The organism is Candidatus Rokuibacteriota bacterium, from assembly GCA_016188005.1.
In the GTDB taxonomy this organism is placed as follows: Bacteria; Methylomirabilota; Methylomirabilia; order Rokubacteriales; family CSP1-6; genus UBA12499.
In genome coordinates, this window is record JACPIQ010000007.1 from 26,769 (window position 1) to 48,101 (window position 21,333).

Consider the following 21,333-nt stretch of genomic DNA (forward strand, 5'->3'; position numbering starts at 1 on the left):
CCGACGATCAGAACAGGACGGCCAGCGCCGCGAAGGAGAGGAGCGCAGCGCCCACCGTCTGCACCACGTCGCGCACCGTCGGGAGGACGCGGATCTTCTCCTCCTGCTTCGGCGGCACGACGATGGTGTCGCCCGGCTCGATGTCGCGCAGCTTGGTGAAGCTCGACATGGCCGACCCGTCCGCCTTGACGATGTGCAGCTCTTTCTTGTCGGCCTCCTTCGTGAGGCCCCCCACGCGGTTGAGGTAGTACTCGGGGCTGGCCCCCTGGACCCAGAGCACCGAGGTGGATGTCCGCACCGCCCCCAGGACGTAGACCGAGGCCGGCGGTTCAGTGACTTCGAGGCTGTCGCCGCCCACGAGCACGATGTCGTCCGGCCCTCCCCGGAGCTTCTCGGGCGCGTCGAGCCGCACGACCATGCGCCCCACCGCCACCTTGGCCGCCAGCGCCCGGAGCGCCTCCCGCTGGGCCTCGAGCGCCTTCTGCTGCGAGGCGTTCTCGTCCTTGTCGGCGCCCACGACGGTCGTGGAGGCCGCCGCCAGGATGCGCTGCTCCTGTACGCGGACGAACTCGTCCAGGCGCTCCTTCTCGACCCTCTGGAGCGCCTCGCGGGTGAAGACCGCGCTCCTGAGATAGGCGCGGTCGGTGAAGCCCCCGGCGCGATCGAGGACCGAGCTGAGCCGCTCGCCCTCGGCGATGACGTACCGGCCGGGCCGTACCACCTGGCCGCTGAGCGTCACGTGACTCGCCGCCTTCAGCTCCGTGCGCACGGCCACCTCGTCCAGCGCCTTGAGCAGAACGTCCTGGTCCTGGTCCCCGCTCCACGCCTTCCTGAGGTTCACCGGGATGATCTCGACCGCCAGATCCGGCCGCCGGCGCGCGATCTCCACGCGCTCGGGCTGCGCCTCGGGCAGGAGCTTGTCGGCGGGCAGGAGCTGGGTGATGCGCATCATCGGCTTCAGCTCGTAGGTGCCCGGATACTTGACCGCGCCCTCGACCTTGATGGTGTTGTAGATGCGCGGGTCGCTGCGGTAGATCAGCACCAGGTCGCCGCCGTTGACCGGCGGATTGCTGGCCCGGTCCCCCTTGAGGTAGTACTGGCTCAGGTCCACGTCGACCGTCACGCGCTCGGCATTGGGCTGGGCGCGGACGAGCTGGACGCGCTTGAGGTAGCTGGAGGGCGTGATGCCGCCTGCCAGCGTGACGAGATCGGACACCCGCGCCTGGCCCCGGAGCTCGTAGATGGCCGGGCGCTTGACCTCGCCGGCGATGGCCGCCACCCCGCCCACGGTGGGGACGAACACCGTGTCGCCGGACTCGAGACGGAAGTCGCGCGTCCGGTCTCCGCGCTGGAGAAAGTCGTAGAGGTCCAGCGTCCCGACCTGATGGCCGTTCCTGAGCAGCCGCACTTCCCGGAGCGAGCCGAGCTTCGTGGGTCCCCCCGCGCTGAACAGCGCGTTGGTCAGGGTCGCCAGCGAGCTCAGCGTGTACACGCCGGGCTGGCAGACCTCGCCGACCACGTGCACCCGGAGGGTGCGGAGCCTGCCCATGGTCACGCTGGTCTGGAAGCCGCGGAAGTACCGCGAGAGCTGCTCCCGGATGAGGCGATCGGCCTGGGAGAAGGTGAGCCCCCAGACGCGCAGGTCGCCCACCTTGGGGAGCACGATGCGGCCGTTGCGGTCCACCGTGCGCACCACGGTGGCGTCCACGGGGCCCCAGACGTGGATCGTCAGGTCATCCCCGGGGCCGAGCACGTAGTCGGGGCCCACGGGGATGTCGTCCACGGGGGCGAACGTGGAGACGTCGGCGGCGAAGGTCGTGTAGCCGTACTGGCGGAGCGGCTCGACTGAGGACCCTTGCGGCCCGGCGCCCTGCAACGCGTTCTGGGGACGCCTGAGCCCCGCCAGCGACTGGTACGAGTCCTGGTAGAAGCCGGCCTCGATGCGCGACAGATCCTCTGACTCCCTCCCCTGTGCTGGCTGAGGGGACTGCGCGGGCTGCTGCGGCTGTGCGGGAGGCGTCGTGCCGCCCGCGCGGCGTGGATCGGTCGGCGTCGTGCCGGGCGCCTGGAGCGCTCCCCGGCTTCCGGGGGTCGCAGAGACCTGACTCACCGGGACACCGGCCCCGCCTCCCGGCTGGCCGTCGCGCGGAGCGGGCACCGACACGACCTGCTGCTGGGGGGCGACCCGCTGATGGCACGGGGACACTCCCGTCGGGCCGAGCTGCCGCGGAGGGCTCGGGGGCTGCATCCACTGGCCCAGCGGCGCCCCTCCCCCCGGAACGCTCGGAGTCCCGCCGAAGGAGGGCGCTCCCGGGTAGCTCCCGTTCGTCACGCCCGGGCCCGAGGCCGCACCAGGGAGCGGCGATTGCTGCGCCGAGAGCGGGGCGGCAACAAACGCCACCAGCGTGGTGGCGACGATGACGGCACGGGATCCAGATCCAGATGTCTTCATGGCACAGGCCCCCCTCGTCCCCGGGCAGCTCCGCACGGGCCGACCCCCCCAAGGCAACGAAAGTATAGCCGCTCTGCAGACTTGGGCTTCACAAAAATTCCGCGTCACAGTGACAGCCGCCAGCGGGGGAACCCATAGGCCGGGTTCGCCGGATCGAAGTCGAGCGGGCTCAGGGGCGGATTCAGCCGCAGGTCGGTGTAGGCGTACTCGGCGACAGGCCGGCCGGCCTCATCGGACAGGATGGCAGCCACCGGGAGCCCGGAGGCGCCGTCGATCGTGATCACGGCACCGCGCACGTCCTCTCCAGGGCCGGCGCCCCTCGGCACGCGCATCTCGATCCGCCGGCCGCGCCTCCCGCCTTCCTCGACGAGGCCGGCATCCCGGAGGACCAGCTCTCCGCGCTCCTGCGCCCGACGCATGGAGCCCAGGATCAGGTCGATCAGACGCCCCAGCCCCACGTCCGTGATCGGGTGCCGGCTCTCGCTGAGCACGCGCGGGCTGTCGGGCGCCAGCAGGACGGTGAACAGCCCTGCCAGGATCCCCGGCCCATGGATGAGGGCCCGGTCGCCGTGTCGCCCGCGGACGAAGAGCAGCTCACGCCCCTTGGGCGGCCCCTCGATCCACCGCAGGTACATCCGGTCCGGCCGCTGGAACTTGACCAGCGCCTCCTCGCGAGGCCGGCGGTCGCCGGCCACCACCTCCTGCCGGGCGAAGCGAGCCGTGTAGCGTTCGACCGTCGCGTACGCGGCCTCCATGCCGAGGAGCACCCGCGCCGGTTCGGCGCCGTCGGCGCCCCAGGCCGGCGCGGCCAGCGCGACCCCGAGCAGGCCGACGGCAACCGCGATCACCGCCGGCCGCCAGCCGCGGCCCCCGCCTCGACCCAGCCCGGTGGACCGCTGTCGCGCTCGTCGACGAGCCGCAAGAGCTTGCGCGAGCGGCGCAGCGTCCCGGGCGCGAAGAAGCGGAACTCGATGTCCACGAGCTGCTGGCGGTAGGCGAGCCACGCCTCGGGCGCCGACCGCTCGAGCGCCGCGAGCACCGTGCGCGCCGCCGCGTCGCGCTCCGCCGCCACGGCCGCCCGCTCCAGCCGGAACTGGAAGACCGGCCTCAGCCCCCGCTCCCCGAGCGCCACCTGCCAGTCGCTCCCCGGCTCCTCGACGCCAGCCAGGAGCGGCTCGAAGAACTCCGGGTGGACATTGCCCCAGACACAGGCGATCTGCTCGTCCAGCCGCCCGCGCAGCGGCGAGATCCGCCGAAAGGGCAGCCCGCAGCGACAGCGGCCGGGGAGCCAGCGCGCCACGTCCCCCGTCCGGTAGCGGATGAGCGGCATGACGCGCCGGTGGACGGTCGTCAGGACGAGCTCGCCGTAGCCGCCGGCGTCGGGGGCGTCGATCTCGATGTGGAAGTCGAACTCGTTCAGATGATAGCCCTCACGCTCCAGGCACTCGAAGCCGAGAATGGTGGCCGCCTCGGTGGAGGCATAGGTCATGAGCACCGGCGCCCCCCAGAAACGTTCGAGCGCCGCGCGGGTTTTCGCCGTGATCCCCTCGCCGCCGCCCACCAGGAGCTTCATCGGGCCGGGACGGCCGTGGGCTTCCGCGATCTCGGTGAGTCGCCCCAGCCAGAAGGGGTCGCTGACCACCACGTTGAAGCGATACTCGGCGATGCGTCGATAGGCCTCCATCGGGTCCACCCGGCCGGGCACCATGGCGAACAGCCGCGTGTGGCGCACACCGCGTTCCACCAGGAGCGCGCCGAGGCCCCAGGCCAGGTCGAGCGTGCAGAGCAGCCGGTCCCCGCCCCCCAGGCCCCAGAGCGCGTACAGCAGGCCGCCCTGGGCCGCGCTGTACTCGAGCTCGTCGCGGCTCAGGTACACGCGCGCGACGTGACCGCTGGTCCCCGAGCTCTCGATGGCCAGGTCCGGCGCCCCACACAGGAGGCGCTCCGGCTGCCGCTTCAGCACCTCCGGCGTGAGGAAGAAGTCGCCGAGGTCCCCGAGCCGCCGGACCGCGTCGGGGTCCAGACCCGCGCTCCGGAAGCCCTCCCGGTAGTACGGTGCCCGCGACGCGCGGCGGAGCGTGGCCCGGAGCCCCGGTTCGCGCAGCGCGTGGAGGAGCGGCAGCGGCAGGGTGCGCAGGGCGGCGAGCGGGAATCGCGGCACGCGCCGGCCGACGCCGAAGAGGAGGCGGGAGACGGCGGTGACGTTCATGAAGCCGCCCGCGCGAAGTGCGCGAAGACCTTGTCGAGAGCCCGGAGCGCATCGTCCTGATCGGCCTCGGTCATGGACGGGAACAGGGGCAGTGTGACGAGCTGGCGCCCGGCGGACTCGGCGATGGGGCAGAGGCCGGGGCCGGAACCGAAGCGGCGCCGGTAGAAGGGATGGAGATGCACCAGCGGGTAGTGCAGCGTGGCGCCGATGTTCTCCGCGCGCAGCGCGGTGAGGACCGTGTCCCGGTCGGCGGCCAGCCGCTCGGGCCGGAGGAGAACGACGAAGAGGTGCCAGCCGTGCCGGCGGCCGGGCGGCAGGGCGGGCAGCTCGAGGAACGGCGAGCCGGCAAGCCGCTCGCGGTACCGCCGGGCCAGCCGGTCGCGCGCCGCCCAGAAGCGGTCGAGCTTGGCGAGCTGGCTGAGACCCAGGGCGCACTGGAAGTCCGTCAACCGGTAGTTGTTCCCCGGCAGGTCGATCTCGTACTGCCAGGGCCGCCCGGCATCCTGGTAGCGGATGCCGTGGTGCCGCATGACTCGGAGGCGCTCGGCCAGGTCGTCCCGGTCCGTGACGACCGCCCCACCCTCCCCCGAGGTGATGAGCTTGGCCGGGTGGAAGGAGAACGTCGTGAGATCCGCGAGCGTTCCCACCGGACGATCCCCGAGGGCGCCGCCGAGCGAGTGGGCGGCATCGGCGATGAGCAGCCAGCCATGCTCGCGAGCGAGCGTGCGGAGCGCATCCCAGTCGCACGGCAGACCCGCGAAGTCCACAGCGAGCACCGCGCGCGTCCGCGGCGTCGCCAGTCGCTTGACCGCCTCCGGATCGAGGTTGAGCGTGGCGCGATCGATGTCCGCGAACACCGGGCGCGCCCCTTGATAGACGACGGCGTTGGCCGTGGCGGCGAAGGTGAGCGGCGTCGTGATCACCTCGTCCTCGGGCCCGAGCCCGGCCGCCCAGCAGGCGGCGTGAAGCGCCGCGGTCCCGTTGGCGACGACGACGGCATGTCGTGTGCCCGCGACGGCCGCCAGCGCCTTCTCGAACCGTGCCACGCCGGGCCCCTGGGTGATCCAGTCTCCAGCGAGCGCTCGACTCACGGCGGCGATATCCTCCACGTCGATGGCCTGGCGCGCGTAGGGGAGGAGGGTCGGCCGGATCGGGGTGCCGCCGAAGAGCGCCAGCGTCGGGCCACTCAGCTTCGCCATGCGTCGTTCTCCGTCACCGCCGGTCCTCGACGTCCCGCCTCGTGCGGCGCCGGCCGGCGGCAGCTCTGCCGCCACTCCCGCCTCGTGCGCTCAGCCCGCCTTCGGCTGCGCCGCGCCAGCCTTCGAGCCTCGTCTGACCGGGTGCACGCGCCCCTCGTCACCGGGTGACCGTTCTCCACGCCCTGGCGAACCCCTCGGCCCAGGCGTCCACCACCTCCGGGGGCTGGGCGAACAGCGGACAGGACTGGGAGCCGACGATCAGCGACGCGTCGAGGGCGGCGACGGCGTGCGGATACGGGTCCGCCCGGGCGAAGAGCGGGTGCGCCGGCAGCGGCGCGGTCTGCCAGAGCACGGCCTCCACTCCCTGGACCCGCAGCGCGGCGAGCATACGATCCCGGAGCTCGCGGGGGGGCAGGCCGACCCCCGCTCGGTCCGGGTGCAGGCGGACGCGGTACTTGTGGAAGACGTGGGTACGGTCCGGCGGCACCGCCGGCGGCTCGACTCCCGGGAGCGCCGCGAGCCGCTCCGTGAGCCGCCGGGCGTTCAGCTGGCTCCTCTCGGTGGTCGCGGCGAGCCCCTGCAGCTGGGCGCGAGCCAGCGCGCACGTCACCTCCCCGGGCAGATACATCCAGCCGGCAGTGGTCGCCAGGCCCTCGATCTCGTCGTCGAGCGGGCGCTCCGGGTCCCACTTGGCTGGTGCCTCGAGCCCGTCGAAGCGGGCGCGCGCCGCGCGAGCCCAGAGGGCTTCGGAGTCGGTCACGAACAGCCCTCCCTCTCCCGCTGGAAGGTTCTTCGTCGAGTTGAGGCTGAACGCGGCCATGGCGCCCAGCGTTCCGACCGGGCGGTCGCGATGCCGGGCGCCGTGAGCCTGGGCCGCATCCTCGATGACCGTGAGGCCGCATCGCCGTGCCAGCCTCTCGACGGCGTCCATGTCGGCCGGCAGCCCGTGGAGATGCACCGGGATGATGGCGCGCGTCCGCGGTGTCACGCGGGCGGCGGCGGCGTCGCAGGCGATCGTGTAGGTGGTGGCATCGATGTCGGCGAAGACCGGCACGGCTCCGACGTGGAGCACGGCCTGGGCCGTGGCGATGAACGACAGGGCGGGGACGATCACCTCGTCCCCGGGACCCACGCCCGCGGCCGTCAGCGCGATGCCGAGAGCAGCCGTGCCGCTGTTCGTGGCGAGGCAGAACCGCGCGCCCACGACGGCGGCGAACTCCGACTCGAGGGCCCGCATCTCGGGCGCCCCGGCCCCCGAGAGCACACCCCGGTCGAGGACGCGCAGGACGGCATCGCGGTCGGCGGCCGTCAGGATGGGCCAGCGCTGGGGCTGCACCCCGCTACCCCCCTCGCCGCGCCCGCTTCAGGCCGTCTGCCGCGTGCCGCTCCACGTAGTCCATGAGGAGCTGGACCTGGTCCTGGAACGCACTGATTCGCACACCCAGGGGGTCCTTGAAGAAGCACGCCAAGTGCGTCATGGGCCCGACCTCTCCCGCACGCTCGGCGAACTCGGCCAGCCGGACGAGGTCGAGGACGAGAGGAGCCGCGAGGATCGAGTCGCATCCCTGCCAGATGAACTGCACGCTCATCCGGGTGTCGAGGAATCCGCGGAAGTGGATGAAGTCCCACGCGGTCTTCCAGTTCCCGAGGGAGGGCACGTACTCGATGGCGACGGAGGCGTGCGGCGCGTACCCGAGGCTCGGCGCGAGCACGCCGCCCTTGCTCCGCAGCTTCGACGCCTTGTGACGCGGGTTGGCCAGGACCTGGCCGTCGCCGCCGCCGAGGAGGTTCACGCCTTCCCAGGACAGGACCTCGAGGTTCCGATAGCGGAAGAGCGGGGCGAGGACCGTCTTCATCAGCGTTTCGCCCGTCTTGCCGTCCGAGCCGAAGAAGGACACCCGGCGCGTCTCGCCGAGCTCCTGCAGCGCGGGTGGGGTGACACCGAGGGACGGCGTGAAGTTGATATAGGGGCAGCCCCGGTCGAGGGCCGCGTAGGCATAGAGCATGCTGGGCGTGACCATCGCCCGCCGGTCCTGCTGCAGGACCCGGCGGAAGCTTCCGAGGCGGGCGTGCTCCGGGCCCAGGCTGATAGGAGGCTCGGTGGAGGCCACGTTGACCACGATGACGGTATCCAGGTGCTCGTCCTCCCGGAAGCGCTGGAGGTCATCCCCCAGCCGCGCCGCGGCGTGCTCGAGCGGTTCCCGGCGTGGGCCTCGCCCGCCCCCGCCGCGCGAGGGCCGGGCCGGACCGCCGCCCGCCGCAAAGCCCGGCTGGACCCTGCGCTCCACCGCGAGAAGATCGTCCTCGACGGCGGCCACGAGCCCCGCGTTCAGCGCCCGGTGGTCGCTCGCCAGCGCCCGGGCCTGGTGCAGGATGCCGGCCGAGTTGACCTCCCAGCCGGCGAACACCAGCCGGTGGAGGCCGGCGAGCGGGAGCGCCCGCACCTCCGGCAGCTCCGTGACGAGCCCCGTGGGTCCCGCGAGCCCGTGCGCGATGGCACGGGCGCCAGTGACCACGGTCGAGGCAAGCGACCCGGCAGCACCGATCAACCACACCCCCACCTTGCGCATACACTCCGTCCTTTCTGTCGAGACCGCTGCCTCAGACCGCCACCACCACGTCGCTCGGCCGCCACGCTCGGCGGGGCCGAGCGGCAGCGAGCTGGCCGAGCGCATCGAGGAGCGCATGCGTCCGACGCCTCTCGCGAGACGGCAAACCTGCCTGCAGACTGCCGGCGTCCCGGGAGGCCTCGAGCCTCTCAGCCACCGGGACTCGTTCGACCCCGGAGCACCGCCCGGCATGCCCCGCCCGTCGGACCGCACTCGCCCGCCCAGGTGTGGGCGGGAGTGCTCGCGTAGAGCCAGCGGGACCCGAAGCGCCCCACGACGCGAACGGATTCGCGTGGCAGCGTGGCGGCCACGCCCCGGCCGCGTCCCTGCTGGGTCACGAGGAACACCCGGTCGGGCCCACGCCACAGCGCGGCCAGGGCGGCGGCGTCGAGGAAATACTCCCGGGCTTCCGGCCGGCGGGAGGCGAACTCGAGGTCGCCACGCGCTCCGTTCACGACCCTGATCCGGCGCCCGGTGTAGAAGGGCAGGGCGGCGCTGTACTCGAGGCTCCCTTCGTGGACCACCAGGTCGCGCGGCGCGGCCATGCCGCTGATGACCTCGGCAACCGCCCGTGTCGAGTGGTGCGGCTCGATCAGGATGAGCAGCTCAACGATGAGAGCGGCGATCCCGGCGCCCACCCCGACCAGCGCGAGCAGCGCGCCGCGGCGCCAGCCCCGCATCCAGCAGACCCCGGCGATGACCCACCCGGCCAGCAGTGTCACGCCGAGCCCCTGGAGCAGGAGCCCGAATGGGCGCACGGACTCGAAGGGCAGGACGGCGCCCTGCTCGCGCAGGATGCGGTAGTACACGTTGAGGTGCGCGAGGCCGCCGAGGATCTGCTCCGGCGTCATCCGCGGTCCCAGCCAGATGGCCGCCGTTCCGACGGTCGCACACCCTGCGAGCCCGACCCCGAGCCACCGGCCCACATCGCGACCGGCCGTCCATCCGCCGGCCACGAGCACGGCGAACGCGGGCAGGGCGGGAAGCGCGTAGTACTCGAGCTTGGAGCCCGACAGCGCAAAGAACCCGACCACGACCGCCGCCCAGACCGCTGTCACCCGCCACGCGGGCACGAGAGCGGTCGGCGCCGGCCGGGCCAGCAGGAATACGCTCCACGGGAAGAACCACAGGAACGTGGCCACCAGGTATCCCGGAGTCGAGATCGCGACGTCGTCTTCCAGGAACTCGCGCAGGTTGAGGAACCGCAGGATCTGGTTGTCCACGAGGTAGAAGCGGAACAGGCTCGGGTCGCGCCACGCGACCAGCGCATGCCAGGGCACAGTGAGGGCGGCCACCAGGGTGAGGCCGCGAGTCAGGTTCAGGTCGCGCCACCGCAGCCCGGGATACCAGCGGAGGCTCACCCCGACGATGAGGGCCGGGAACAGCGCACCGATGAGCCCCTTGCTCAGCAGGGCGAGGGCCGACCCGGCGTAGAGGAGGAAGAAGCGGCGCCGGCCCCGGTCCGGACGCTCGGCGTCGACGATGAACCCGTAGACTGCCAGCGCCAGGGAGAACGCGAACACGAAGTCCGTCGACGCCTTCCGCAGGTAGAGCGCATATCCCGCGCTGGTCAGCAGCATCACGCCGGCCACCACCCCGCCGCGGGGTCCATAGAGCCGGCGCCCCAGCCGCCACGCGACGGCGCTCGTGCCCAGGGCGGCCAGCACCGACCAGCCGCGGAGGACCCACTCGGAAAAGCCAGTCACCAGAAACGCCAGCGCGGTCAGCCAGAAGTACAACGGCGGCTTTTCGAGGTATGGCAGCCCGTTGAACCGGGGAACGACCCAGTCGCCCGCGGCGACCATCTCACGCGCGACGTCGGCGTACAATCCCTCGTCCGGATCGAGGAGGGACATGCTCAGCCCGGGAACGGCGAACGCCAGCCCGACCGCCAGCAGGAGCATGCTCTCCGCGACGGAGGCGCGTGGGATCAAGACGCGCCAGGCCGTCCAGGGAGTCGTCGCCCGTCCAGACGTCTCGGGTGTCAACCTCGCTCACCCGGCCCACGACAACGGCAGCTACCGGAACAGCACGCGTAACAGAATGGACTTGATGCCCCGTTGTCTGACGAGCGCCATGATGACCGGCCGGTGCCAGTTGAACCGCGCCGTGGCCGTCACGACCGCCTGCACGGCGTCCGACGCCGCGGCCTCGACGAACTGGTCCAGCTCGCCATCCGACAGGTTCGCGACGACCCGGCGAAACCAGCTGGCCGCCCGCATCTCCGGCACGAGGCGCTGTCGCCACCGGGTCTCGTACCGGGACAGACGCGCCGCGCTCAGGTCGTCGTCGCGAAGCGCCTCCACGAGGGTCTCGGCCGCCACCGCGGACGAATACAGGCTGTAGAAGATCCCACCCCCGGTGACGGGCTTGGTGAGGCCGGCGGCGTCGCCGACGGCGACGACGCGCCCCCCGAAGCTCCGCCGCGCCCACCCGACGGGCACCAGGCGGCGAATCGGCTCTCCGGGAACGCCCTTGAGGCGAGCCGCGATGGACGGTTGGGCCAGCAATCGCCGGAGATGCGCGCGCGCGTCGCCGCGGAGCAGGACTCCCGCCTTCAGGTAGCTCCGCTCGCCACGCTGGATGGGGACGAGCCACCCGAACCCCCCCGGAGCCACCCGCTTGCCGAGGTAGATCTCCAGGGCCGTGGCCGGCTCGGCCTCCAGCTCGAGCTGGGCCGAGTGCAAGAGCGGGGCGGGCACCCCTGCATCCATCAGGCCGTGGAACCGGTAAGTCACGCCGCAGGCCAGGACCAGAACCCGCCCGCGCAGGGGCGACGCCGCAGCCGTCCGCACCTCGACATGCTCGGACCCGATCGTGACCGTGTCCACCCGGTGCCCGGTGATCACGGTGGCCCCCGCCGCCTGGGCGCTCACCGCCAACGCCTGGTCGAATGCTCCCCGGTCGATCGCCGCGAGCTCCTCGCCGGGATTCGTGAAATCAGCCGTGACTCCACCCGGTGAGATGACGAGGCACCTCAGCGGACGGTGCAACACGATCGAAGGCGGAATCTTGAAGTACTCGTCGACCTCGGCGGAGACCAGTCCCGTGCAGTGGGTGGGCACCCCGACGACAGGATGCTCTTCCACCACGGTGACCTCGAGGCCCTCCTGGGCGAGCCGCCATGCGGCGTAGAGACCAGCCGGCCCGGCCCCCACCACGATGACGTCGCGCAGGTCGGACATCATTGCCGGGACGGCGCGCGCTCAGGCGATCCGGACATCGACGCCGGCCTGCCGCATGTACGCACGCGCCTTGATCACGCTCTGGTCCGTGAAGTGGAAGAGGCTCGCCGCGGACACGGCCGACGCTCGCCCGAGGGTGATCGCATCCACCAGATCTCTCAGGCTTCCGGCACCGCCCGCCGCGATCACGGGGATCGGAACCGCGTCGGCGACGGCGCGAATGAGCGCCAGATCGTATCCCTGCATCGTGCCGTCCCTGTCGATGGAGTTCAGGAAGATCTCCCCGGCTCCCAGCTCGGCCACCCGTTCTGCCCAGACGACGGGGTCCAGCCCGGTGGGCCGCTGCCCCCGTTGCACGAAGACCTCGTACCGGCCGTCCGCCAGCCGCCGGCAGTCGATCGAGGCGACGATGCACTGGGCGCCGAACCGTTCCGCCCCGTCGCGGATGACCTCGGGCCGCCGCACCGCCTCCGTGTTGATCGCCACCTTGTCCGCCCCCGACCGCAGCAGATCGCGGATGTCCTCGAGGGTGCGCACACCCCCGCCCACCGTGAGGGGCATGAGACAGGCGTCGGCCGTGCGTTCCACGATGTGGTAGAGCGTCGTGCGGTTCTCAGTCGTCGCACTGATGTCGAGAAAGATGAGCTCGTCCGCCTCCTGCGCGTCGTACACGCGCGCGGCGGTGACGGGGTTCCCGACATCGCGGAGGGCGTCGAACCCGATGGTCTTCACGCACCGCCCGTTCAGGAGCAAGAGCGACGGGATGAGGCGGCTCTTGAGCATCGCGGTCCGGGTGCGCCCTCAGGACCTCCAGCGGATGAAGTTCCTCAGCAACCGCTGGCCATTGGTCTGGCTCTTCTCGGGATGGAACTGGGTGCCCAGGATGTTCCCTTTCAGCACGAGCGCCGTGAACGGGCCTCCGTAGTCGCATGTGCCCGCGACAGTGTCGTCTCCGTCGCACACCATGTGATAGCTGTGCACGAAGTAGAACGACGGCGCCCCCCCCAGTCCCGCGAACAGGGGCGAGTCCATGACGATCTCGATCTCGTTCCAGCCCACGTGCGGCACCTTGAGGCCCTTGCCCTCCACGCGGAGCCGCTCCACGATCCCCCCCAGCCAGCCCAGCCCCGCCCGGCTGCCGTTCTCCCGGCCTTCGCGCGCAAGCAACTGGAGGCCCAGGCAGATCCCGAGAAAGGGCTTGCCACGATCGAGCACCTCGGTCCGGAGAGCCTCCACCAGCCCGGACGCCTCGAGGTTTCGCATCCCCTGGGCGAAGGCGCCGACCCCGGGCAGCACGATCCGTTCCGCTCGCTGCAGATCCTCGCTGCGACTCGTGACACAGACCTCGGCGCCGGCGGCTTCAAGCGCATTGCGGACAGAGCGCAGGTTCCCCATGCCGTAGTCGACCACCGCCGTCACTTCGAGACGTCCCACCGCGCCTGGTCCCAGAGCGGTTCACCCTTGGTGACCTGCCGCGAGTCGTGGACATGGGGGGCGACGACGTGCTTCAGGGCGATCGCCATGAAGTCGTCCTCCGTGAGGTTCACGTACTCGAGGAAGACGTCGAGGCTTGCCGGCCGCTTCCCGTCGTGCTTCTCGATGAGCGCCGCCGCGTCCTCCGGCGTGATCCGTCCATTTCTCAAGTCGATGGCCGCGAGATGGTTCGTCCGGCCGTATCCGCGCTTGATGAACCGCAGGTAGTCCCGCACCCCCTGCATGGCGCACTCGATCTTCTCGTACCCGTACGCGGGGGGCACCCCCTCCACGTCGTTCTCCTGCCAGCCCAGCTCCCGCTTGATGACCTGGACTTGTGTCTTGACATCCCAGGGCATGTAACTCCCCAGGCAGATCGAGCGGCAGTTGATGGCGCGCAGGTCCGAAGGCCTCGGGTACGTGAACGGCTCCAGGTCCCGCTCCGTCACCGTGCCGTCGAGCATGCCCACCATGTCCTCAGCCGTGATGCCGAGGTTCACGAACCGGTTGAACCGCCGCTCATCCACCTCTTCCTCCTGCTGCTCGCCATAACCGTAGTAGCTGGTGTACTCGGCGCTCGGCTCGCCCCAGATCACCAGCGGGATCTTGAACTTCACCGCGATGTGCATGGGATACGAGAAGATCCCCGTGTGACAGTGCCAGCAGAAATCGCCCTTCCGCTTGAGACTTTCCAGCATCAGCTTCTGCACGACCTTCCAGTTGGGCCGGAACTTCAGATAGTCGACCCCCAGCTTCTTGAGGGTGCGGTCGTTGTTCTCCAGTGTTCGCGGCCGCATGAAGCCATGGTCGAACGTCACCACGAGCGGCTTGAGCTTGTGGTGGGTCACCAGGTGGTAGAGGGTGAAGGTGCTGTCCTTTCCGCCACTGAAGGGGACGATGCAGTCGTACGAGTGGCCGCCCCGGTACGCATCGAGGAGCTGGACGAACTCTCGCTCCTTGGCCGCCCAGTCGACCTTCGCCTTCTTGTCCTCGATCTGCCTGCAGACGTTGCAGACCCCCTCGCGGTCGAAGAGGATGGTCTCGTGCGTTTCCGGCAGGAGGCACCGCACGCACCTCCGCAAGTCGTTCAGAATCTTCCCGGGCGCCTTGCTCATCGTGCTTCGTTCCTCCGGTTCGGTCCCGTTTCCGTCTCGCACTCCGCTCTCTCTCGCTCGTTCATCGCCGCCAGGTACACGAGGTCCACGTATGCCCCCTCGGAGTAGTAGTGCCGCGGCCTCCGCGCCTCCTCGTGGAACCCGGCCTTCTCGAATGCGCGGATCGACCCCAGGTTGGTGCTGTAGCACCCCGCGGTGAGCTTGTGAAGGTTCAACCGCCGGAACGCGTAGTCGCTCACCAGGCGGATGGCCTCGGTGGCGTACCCGCGTCCCCACACGGACTTGTCGCCGATCAGAAGTCCGATGTCTCCGAGACGGTGAATCCAGTCGATGGGTCCCAGCTTGATATTTCCCACGTGCTGCTGCGTTCGCCTGTCCACGATGGCGAGAAAGATGCTGTCCCGACTCCCCTCCAGCGCCCTGACGTACTCGCGCAGCTTGTCCGCCGTGGTCGGGAAGAACCGGCTCTCCGTGTACCGCGTGACCTCCGGATCGTTCAGCCATCCGCCGTAGGTCTCGCCCGCGTCCGACTGCTGCACGGCCCGAAGGTAGACGCGCTCTCCGACCAGGAAGGCCATCGCCTCTCGGCTCACGGGTCCCCTCACGCTCGACGGAACACTGGTTGGACCGGTGCGCCCTCCAGCATGTCCCTGACCGCGTCGGCCGACACGGCGCGCGCGACGACCTGCAACGTCTCGCGACATGCCTCGAGGGTGTGGGATACATCGCCGTCGCTGTGGGCGAACGTCAGGTTGAACCCGGCGAGGAACAGCACTCCCCGCTTCACCATCTCCTGCTGGAACAGGCTCCGCAGCTCCAGCGAGTCCTCCCCCCGCGCGTCCTTGAACTGCACGACGGTCCGGGGGGGCAGCCCGAGGCACTGGGTGAAGCCGGACAGTCCCAGCTCGGCCGCAAGCCCGTTGTACCCATCCTGCAGGATCTTGCCTTGCCGCCACAGGTGCGGGATCACCGCCTGCGATCGCATCTTCTCGAGTGTCGCCAGGGTGGCGGCCAGCGCGAGGGCATCCCCGCCGAAGGTGAACGAGAAGAACACCTCCTCGAAGACCTCCATGAGATCGCGTCGACCGACGACGGCGGCGACCGGGTAACCGTTCCCCATCGCCTTCCCGAAACAGGCCAGATCGGGGGTCACGCCGAAATACGTCTGGGCGCCGCCCAGCGCGATCCGAAACCCGGTGACGATCTCATCGAAGATCAGCACCGCACCCGCCCGGTGGGTGAGCTCGCGGACACGGGCGAGAAACCCCGGTTTGGGATCGACCACTCCGATAGGCTCCATCACGACACACGCGATCCCGTCTCTCTCTTCTGCGAGGATCCGCTCGAGCGCCTCGGCGTCGTTGTAGGGGAACGTGAGCGTCAGACGGCGGACCGCCTCGGGAACTCCCTTGTTGCGGGTGGTGGTGCCGATGTACCAGTCCTGCCAGCCGTGATACCCGCAGCAGACCACCAGCTCCCGGCCGGTGTAGGCCCGTGCCGCCCTGACGGCCCCCGCGGTCGCGTCCGACCCGTTCTTGCCGAATCGCACCATCTCGGCACAGGGCACCAGCTCGGTCAGGAGCGCCGCGACCTCCACCTCGAGGGGATGAGGAAGGGAGAAGAGTGTCCCCTCCGCGATCTGACGGCCGACGCTGGCGCTGACATCCGGATCGTTGTGTCCGAGGATGATGGCCCCCAACGACGACACGTAGTCGACGTACTCGTTCCCGTCGACGTCCCAGACGTGGCTCCCGCTCCCGCGTTGCAGGAACGCCGGCGATACCCCCTGGACGAACTGCGAGGGCGCTTTGCTGAACGTCTGGCTGCAGCCGGGAATCAGCTGCCGGGCCCGTTCCAGGTAGGCCTGGGATCGTGCGAGGGACACCTTACCGGATCTGAGTGTCATCGTGACCTCGCGCGGGCGCGCCGGCGCGCGCCGCAGTGTTCGTGCATGGCCCGCAGGCGTCGCGCCGGTCCTTGTGACGGGCCAGCGAGGGCTCGCGCTCGAGCAAGTCGAGGACTTCCTCCATCCCGAACCTCTCGCATCCGATCAGGCGGTACACCCCCCGGACGAACTCGAGATCCTCGGGTTCGTCGACCGTCCACCGGTGCGAGGACAGATCCTCGGAGTGCTCGACGTTCGAGATCCGGAACGTCCCCGGAGTCCCCCAGATGTACGGCGTCACGTGCTCCCGCTCGGCCGGCTCCCGCGCGTGCGTCCACGCCTGCTCGAGCGCTCCGAACGAGAAGACCTCGGTGTCGAGGCCGTCCGGGTAGGTGGGGGGATGGACGTTGGACACGTAATCGGTCTGCCCCTCTCGGAACCGTGCGAGGACCAGGCCGCTCACGGCCGGATCGAGCAGCGGGCAGTCGGCGGTCAGACGCACCACGACGGCCGCCCTGGCGTCGCGAGCCGCTCGGTAGTACCGATCGAGCACGTCCGCTTCGCTCCCTGCGAACCAGCCGACTCCGTTGGCGCGCGCCACGTCGATCACCGCCTGATCTCGAGCGTGCACGCTGGTCGCCACCACCACCGCATCGACCCCCGGGATCCGGGTCGCCCGGGCGATCACGCGGGCCAGCAGTGGCAGACCGCCGACGTCGGCCAGGACCTTCGCGGGCAGACGCGTGGAGCCGATCCGCGCCTGCAGGATCGCCACCACCCGGCTCACACCTTGATCTCCACACCCAGCCGCGCCGAGTCCCTCGCGGCCACGAGGATCTCGACCGCGCGTCGGCCTTCCTCGCCAGGGACCCGCGGCGGCTCGCGCCGCGCCACGCACGCGAGGAAATGACGCATCTCCTCCACGAACGCCTCGTTGGGATCGCTTCCTTCCGCGAGCACGAGGCAGCGGCCGTCCTCTTGCCACCACCGGAGGGCCCCGCGGAACTCCAGGTGCAGAGTGCCGCGGGTTCCGATGACTCGGAGTTCGTGAACGTACGTCCGCTGCAGGCAGTCCGCGTGGAGGGTGGCGAGGGCACCGCTCTGGAGCCGCAACGTCAGGATCGCGGTGTCCTCGGCTTCGATCGCGAGGTCCCCGAGGCGGCCCGTCACGGCGTACACCGACTGGATCTCGCCGGCCAGCCAGCGGACATAGTCGATCTGGTGAGACGTCATGTCGAGCAGGACCCCGCCGCCCTGATCCGCCCGCGACGTGTACACCAGGCGGTAATCCCGCCCGGGACGCCAGTCGGGCAGGTACTGTCCGACCTGGCCCCGGACCGCCACGACGCGGCCGATCGCACCCTCTTCGATCACGCGCCTCATCTGCTGGAGCGGCGCGCTGTACCGGTAGTTGTAGCCAACCAGGAGTGTCCGGCCCCGGCGCCTGGCGGCGTCGAGGAGCTCCTCCACCCCGGTCAGCTCGCACGCCAGCGGCTTCTCGATGAAGACGTCGGCCCCCGCTTCCACGCACTCGAACGCGGTGGACACGTGCAGGCTCGGCGGTGTACAGACGAGCGCCGCGTCGGGCCGGCTGGTCAGGGCCTGGTCGATGGACCGATACGTCACCACACCGAACTCCTCGGCCGCCGCCCGCGCCCGCTCCGGGTCCGGATCACACACCGCGACCTCGCCGCTGTCGAGGGCCACGAGGTTGCCCGTGTGCCGGCGCCCGATCGATCCAAATCCGATCACCAGCGCGCGCATGCCGGCCGCGGGGGTGGCGCCGCTCATCCGCTCACCAGCTCCCACCTCAGGGGTGTGCCACAGGGGATGTCTCGCGCCGCCCGGCGTCCCAGCACCTCCTCGAGGTGCTTCGGGGCCAGGCCGTCGCCCGGCCGGATCGAGCGGACGTTCTCCCGCGTGAAGGGCTCGCCCGCCTTCGTGTCCGCGACGACGAAGAGGGAGCGTCGGAAGATCCGGTTCTCCTTCTCGTGGAGGGTTGGACCGTAGACCACGCTCCCCAGCGCCCGCTCCACGCGCCGCGCGCTCCGGACCAGCTCGGCCATCTCCGCCGGCTCCATGGAGAATCCCGCGTCCGGACCGGGCGTGCTCCGGGAGAGGACGAGGTGCTTCTCGATGAGTGAGGCGCCCAGGGACACTGCGGCGATCGCGACGTCGTGACCGAGGGTGTGGTCAGATAGCCCGAACGGGACGCCGAACGTCTCCCCCAGGTGCCCCATGGTGAGGAGGTTCATCTCCTCGGGCGGCGCAGGGTAGGCGCTGGTGCACTTCAGCAACGCCAGCTCGGAGACACCGACCGACCGCAGGACACGGACCGCCTCGTCGATCTCGGCCAGCGTGGCCATCCCCGTCGACATGATCACCGGCTTGCCCGTCTGTCCGATCCTCCGGACCAGCTCGAGATCCACCACCTCGAACGAGGCGATCTTGTACGCCGGCACCTCCAGCGACTCGAGGAATTCGACCGCGGACGCATCGAACGGCGTGGAGAAGAGGTCCAGGCCGAGGCCATCGGCGATCCGCTTCAGCTTCGGCTGCCACTCCCACGGCGTGTAGGCCTCCTCATACAGCCGGTACAGTGTCCGGCCGGCCCACATGCTGCTGGCGGGGATCTGGAAGGGAGGCGCATCACAGTCGATGGTCAGGGTGTCGGCGGTGTACGTCTGCAGCTTCACCGCGTCCACGCCCGCGGCCTTCGCCTCGTGAAGGATCCGGACCGCCGCGTCGAAGTCGTGATTGTGGTTGCCCGACATCTCAGCCACGATATAGGCAGGCCGGCCGCGGCCGATCAGGCGGTCCTTGATCTTGATGCACGGCCCAACGGATGCCATGACGCTCCCCTGGCTCAGCTTCCCCGCCGTTGGGCCACGCGTGCCGGCGGCCCGGCGCCGAGCGCCGCCAGGACGCGATCGGTGCCGCGGCCATCGACGACCGCTCGGCCGCGCGCGCTCATCTCGGCCCTCCTGGGACCGTTCCGGAGGAGCGCACCCAGCTGGGTCGCGATGGTCCCGACCTCGAGAGCTCGAAACCACCCCAGGTCGACTGCCACGCCGAGCCGCTCGAGCCCGGCCGCGATGCGGCGCTGGTTCTCTGCAACGGTGACGGCGGCGATCGGAACCCCCAGATACGCAAGCTCCCAGCAGGTGCTCCCGCCCGCGGTGATCGCGACGTCGGCGGTGGCCATCAGGGGACGCGGATCGACCACGTCGTGCAGGACCGTGAAGCCGCGCCGCCCGGCCCTCCGGCTCGCCTCGGCGGCCAGGCGCACGGTCTCCACGTGGCGGCTCACCGGGCCCATGAGAATCGTCGCCTCGAGGTTCGGGAGATCCACCAGGTCAAGCGCTCGCACCACCGTCAGCGTGACCTGCTCGGGGTCTGCCCCCCCCAGCGTCACCAGGATGCGGCGCCCGACGGACGCGACGTCTCTCGCCGGAGGTGGGTCGGCTCGAAACTCGCGGCGCAGCAAGGCGTGCCGCGGACCGAGCAGGCGGACGGTGTCGGGCGCGCAGCGGTACTCGAGCTGTTCCGCGAACACGTTCTGATTCAGGAGCACGTCGGCGTCGTAGGAGGGGTGGTGGGCGTAGTCGTCGATGACGAGCAGCCGCGCCGGCGTCGAGCGCCGGAGACCGCGCTGATACGCCGGGCCGAAGTCGTACCCATCGAGAACCACCCAGCCATGGCGCCCGCCTCGTACGGACTCCGCCGTCCGCGCGAGCCCTCCGTCTCGCAGGTCCGCCTCCGTCAGGCTCACGACGTCCGCCCCGCGCGCCCGGATCCGCTCCAGGAGCGTCGCGGAGCGGCAGGCCGTGATGATCGTGGCACAGCTCCCGCGCTCGACACACGCCTCCGCCAGCGCCAGGCTCCGCATGAGATGCCCCACGCCGATCCGCGAGTCGGCATCGACGCGGAAGGCGATGCCGTTCCGGGTCAGGCCCGCGGCCTCGGCCTCCGCGGCCACCCGCCGCGACTGTTCCAGCAGCCTGTCGCCCGTCATGAGCGCACCCCGGTCGCCCCCCTCAGGCGGCCCGGGCCCGGGAGGATGCCCTCCGCACGTAGTCGATGAACAGGGCCAGCACGCTCGAGACCAGCAACCCGGCCACCCCGGCGATCGCGACGTTGACCAGCGTCTTCGGGCGCGAGTGCTTCACGGCGGGCATCGCCTCGTCCAGCACCTGCACAACCGGGAGGTCCTTCGCCTCGGTGATCTTCACCTGCTCGTACTGCCCCGTGAGCAGCGTCACCACGGTCTCGAGCATCTTCACGTCCCGCGTCAAGCGGGCCAGCTGCAGTCCCAGCTGGGGCACCCGCGCGAACGGCAGCGACATGTCGGCCGACCGGCCGGGCCGCGCCTCGCCGTGCTCGATTCGCTGGAGCTGTCGCCGCTGCTCCTCGATCCGCCGGCGAAGCGTCATCACCTCCGGATTGCTCTCCGTGGCGAAGCTCCGGATCACCTGCAGCTGGACCTCCGCGGCCATGATCTCGCCCCGCAGGCGCGCGCCCGCCTCGATCGTTCCCCGGGCCTGATCGGGCAAGACGATGGCGCTGTTCTTCTCCTGGAAGCGGCGCAGCTGCTCCTCCCCGTCCGCGAGCTCCTTCTTGGAGCTGGCGAGCTGGTGCTCGATGAACGTCCGCTGGCGGCTGGCGTCGCCGCTTCCGAACTGCAGCAGCAGACGATCCAGCTCGGCCGCGTACTCGTTGGCGAGGCGCGCCGCCATCTGGGCATCGGTGTCCTCCACGGTGATGGCGAGCACACCCTCCCGCGTGGTCTCGATCCGCGTGGCGCCACGGAGGGCTTGCACCGCCAGGCTCGACTCCGGGACCCCGTAATGCCGCTGCAGCTCGAGACGGTCGACGAGCAGCCGAGCCAGCTTCCGGCTCTTCAGCACGCTGATCATCATGTCACGACCCGGCGTGAGCGACGGCAGCGACAGCCCGGTCACGGATTGAGCGAGGGTGGACACGGCAAGGTTCGAGAGCGCTCCGCCGCTCGTGCTCTCCCGCGGCCCCAGAAGGGTCGCCGTCGACTCGTAGACTTTCGGCGTTCTCAGCGAGACGACACCGGTGACAACGACCGCCAGCACGCACAGGCCCACGATCATCCAGCCGTACCGCCAGAGGACCGCCACGTAGCCGAGCAGGTCCAGCTCATCGTCGGCGTGGCCGGTCTTCACCGCGTCACCTCACC

The 21,333-nt window shown here is 70.6% G+C and carries 18 protein-coding genes; all 18 read right to left on the reverse strand.

From position 1 onward, the window contains the following. Positions 1–7: 7 nt before the first annotated feature. Positions 8–2,452, reverse strand: a complete 2,445-nt coding sequence (locus HYV93_01305) for an SLBB domain-containing protein (GenBank protein ID MBI2524594.1) — start codon at positions 2,450–2,452, stop codon at positions 8–10. Positions 2,453–2,556: 104 nt separating this feature from the next. Continuing rightward, positions 2,557–3,300, reverse strand: coding sequence for a DUF1571 domain-containing protein (locus HYV93_01310; GenBank protein ID MBI2524595.1), 744 nt, complete (start codon positions 3,298–3,300; stop codon positions 2,557–2,559). After that, positions 3,297–4,661 carry a phenylacetate--CoA ligase family protein gene (locus HYV93_01315; GenBank protein ID MBI2524596.1) on the reverse strand — a complete coding sequence of 455 codons (1,365 nt, stop codon included), beginning with the start codon at positions 4,659–4,661 and terminating at the stop codon, positions 3,297–3,299. Before HYV93_01315 ends, HYV93_01310 begins: the two co-directional genes overlap by 4 nt. Further along, positions 4,658–5,860, reverse strand: a complete 1,203-nt coding sequence (locus HYV93_01320) for a DegT/DnrJ/EryC1/StrS family aminotransferase (protein MBI2524597.1) — start codon at positions 5,858–5,860, stop codon at positions 4,658–4,660. Before HYV93_01320 ends, HYV93_01315 begins: the two co-directional genes overlap by 4 nt. 157 nt (positions 5,861–6,017) lie before the next feature. Continuing rightward, positions 6,018–7,196, reverse strand: a complete 1,179-nt coding sequence (locus HYV93_01325) for a DegT/DnrJ/EryC1/StrS family aminotransferase (GenBank protein MBI2524598.1) — start codon at positions 7,194–7,196, stop codon at positions 6,018–6,020. Positions 7,197–7,200: 4 nt separating this feature from the next. Then, the gene (locus HYV93_01330; GenBank protein MBI2524599.1) at positions 7,201–8,430 is read right to left on the reverse strand and encodes an inositol-3-phosphate synthase; all 1,230 of its coding nucleotides are present in this window, start codon (positions 8,428–8,430) and stop codon (positions 7,201–7,203) included. Positions 8,431–8,618: 188 nt separating this feature from the next. Beyond that, on the reverse strand, positions 8,619–10,373 hold the full coding sequence (locus tag HYV93_01335) for a glycosyltransferase family 39 protein (protein MBI2524600.1): 1,755 nt from the start codon (positions 10,371–10,373) through the stop codon (positions 8,619–8,621). Between the two features lie 114 nt (positions 10,374–10,487). Next, positions 10,488–11,657, reverse strand: a complete 1,170-nt coding sequence (locus tag HYV93_01340; GenBank protein MBI2524601.1) for an NAD(P)/FAD-dependent oxidoreductase — start codon at positions 11,655–11,657, stop codon at positions 10,488–10,490. A gap of 18 nt (positions 11,658–11,675) precedes the next feature. Then, on the reverse strand, positions 11,676–12,437 hold the full coding sequence (gene hisF / locus HYV93_01345; protein MBI2524602.1) for an imidazole glycerol phosphate synthase subunit HisF: 762 nt from the start codon (positions 12,435–12,437) through the stop codon (positions 11,676–11,678). 18 nt (positions 12,438–12,455) lie between these two features. Continuing rightward, positions 12,456–13,049: an imidazole glycerol phosphate synthase subunit HisH gene (gene hisH, locus HYV93_01350; GenBank protein ID MBI2524603.1), complete on the reverse strand. Its 594-nt coding sequence runs from the start codon at positions 13,047–13,049 to the stop codon at positions 12,456–12,458. Between the two features lie 20 nt (positions 13,050–13,069). Continuing rightward, the gene (locus HYV93_01355; protein MBI2524604.1) at positions 13,070–14,242 is read right to left on the reverse strand and encodes an N-acetyl sugar amidotransferase; all 1,173 of its coding nucleotides are present in this window, start codon (positions 14,240–14,242) and stop codon (positions 13,070–13,072) included. Further along, complete coding sequence (locus HYV93_01360) at positions 14,239–14,820, reverse strand: GNAT family N-acetyltransferase (protein MBI2524605.1); 582 nt, start codon at positions 14,818–14,820, stop codon at positions 14,239–14,241. The genes HYV93_01355 and HYV93_01360 overlap by 4 nt, the downstream gene beginning before the upstream one ends. Before the next feature lie 23 nt (positions 14,821–14,843). Further along, on the reverse strand, positions 14,844–16,148 hold the full coding sequence (locus tag HYV93_01365) for an aminotransferase class III-fold pyridoxal phosphate-dependent enzyme (GenBank protein ID MBI2524606.1): 1,305 nt from the start codon (positions 16,146–16,148) through the stop codon (positions 14,844–14,846). After that, positions 16,129–16,914, reverse strand: coding sequence for a glycosyltransferase family protein (locus tag HYV93_01370; GenBank protein MBI2524607.1), 786 nt, complete (start codon positions 16,912–16,914; stop codon positions 16,129–16,131). Before HYV93_01370 ends, HYV93_01365 begins: the two co-directional genes overlap by 20 nt. Further along, complete coding sequence (locus HYV93_01375; GenBank protein ID MBI2524608.1) at positions 16,911–17,918, reverse strand: Gfo/Idh/MocA family oxidoreductase; 1,008 nt, start codon at positions 17,916–17,918, stop codon at positions 16,911–16,913. The genes HYV93_01370 and HYV93_01375 overlap by 4 nt, the downstream gene beginning before the upstream one ends. Further along, positions 17,915–18,979, reverse strand: a complete 1,065-nt coding sequence (gene pseI / locus HYV93_01380; GenBank protein MBI2524609.1) for a pseudaminic acid synthase — start codon at positions 18,977–18,979, stop codon at positions 17,915–17,917. The genes HYV93_01375 and pseI overlap by 4 nt, the downstream gene beginning before the upstream one ends. A gap of 14 nt (positions 18,980–18,993) precedes the next feature. Next, a complete protein-coding gene (gene pseG / locus HYV93_01385; protein ID MBI2524610.1) occupies positions 18,994–20,142 on the reverse strand; it encodes a UDP-2,4-diacetamido-2,4,6-trideoxy-beta-L-altropyranose hydrolase in 1,149 nt (382 codons plus the stop codon). Positions 20,143–20,164: 22 nt separating this feature from the next. After that, entirely contained in the window at positions 20,165–21,319 is a 1,155-nt protein-coding gene (locus tag HYV93_01390; protein MBI2524611.1) for a hypothetical protein, read from the reverse strand. Positions 21,320–21,333 lie beyond the last annotated feature (14 nt).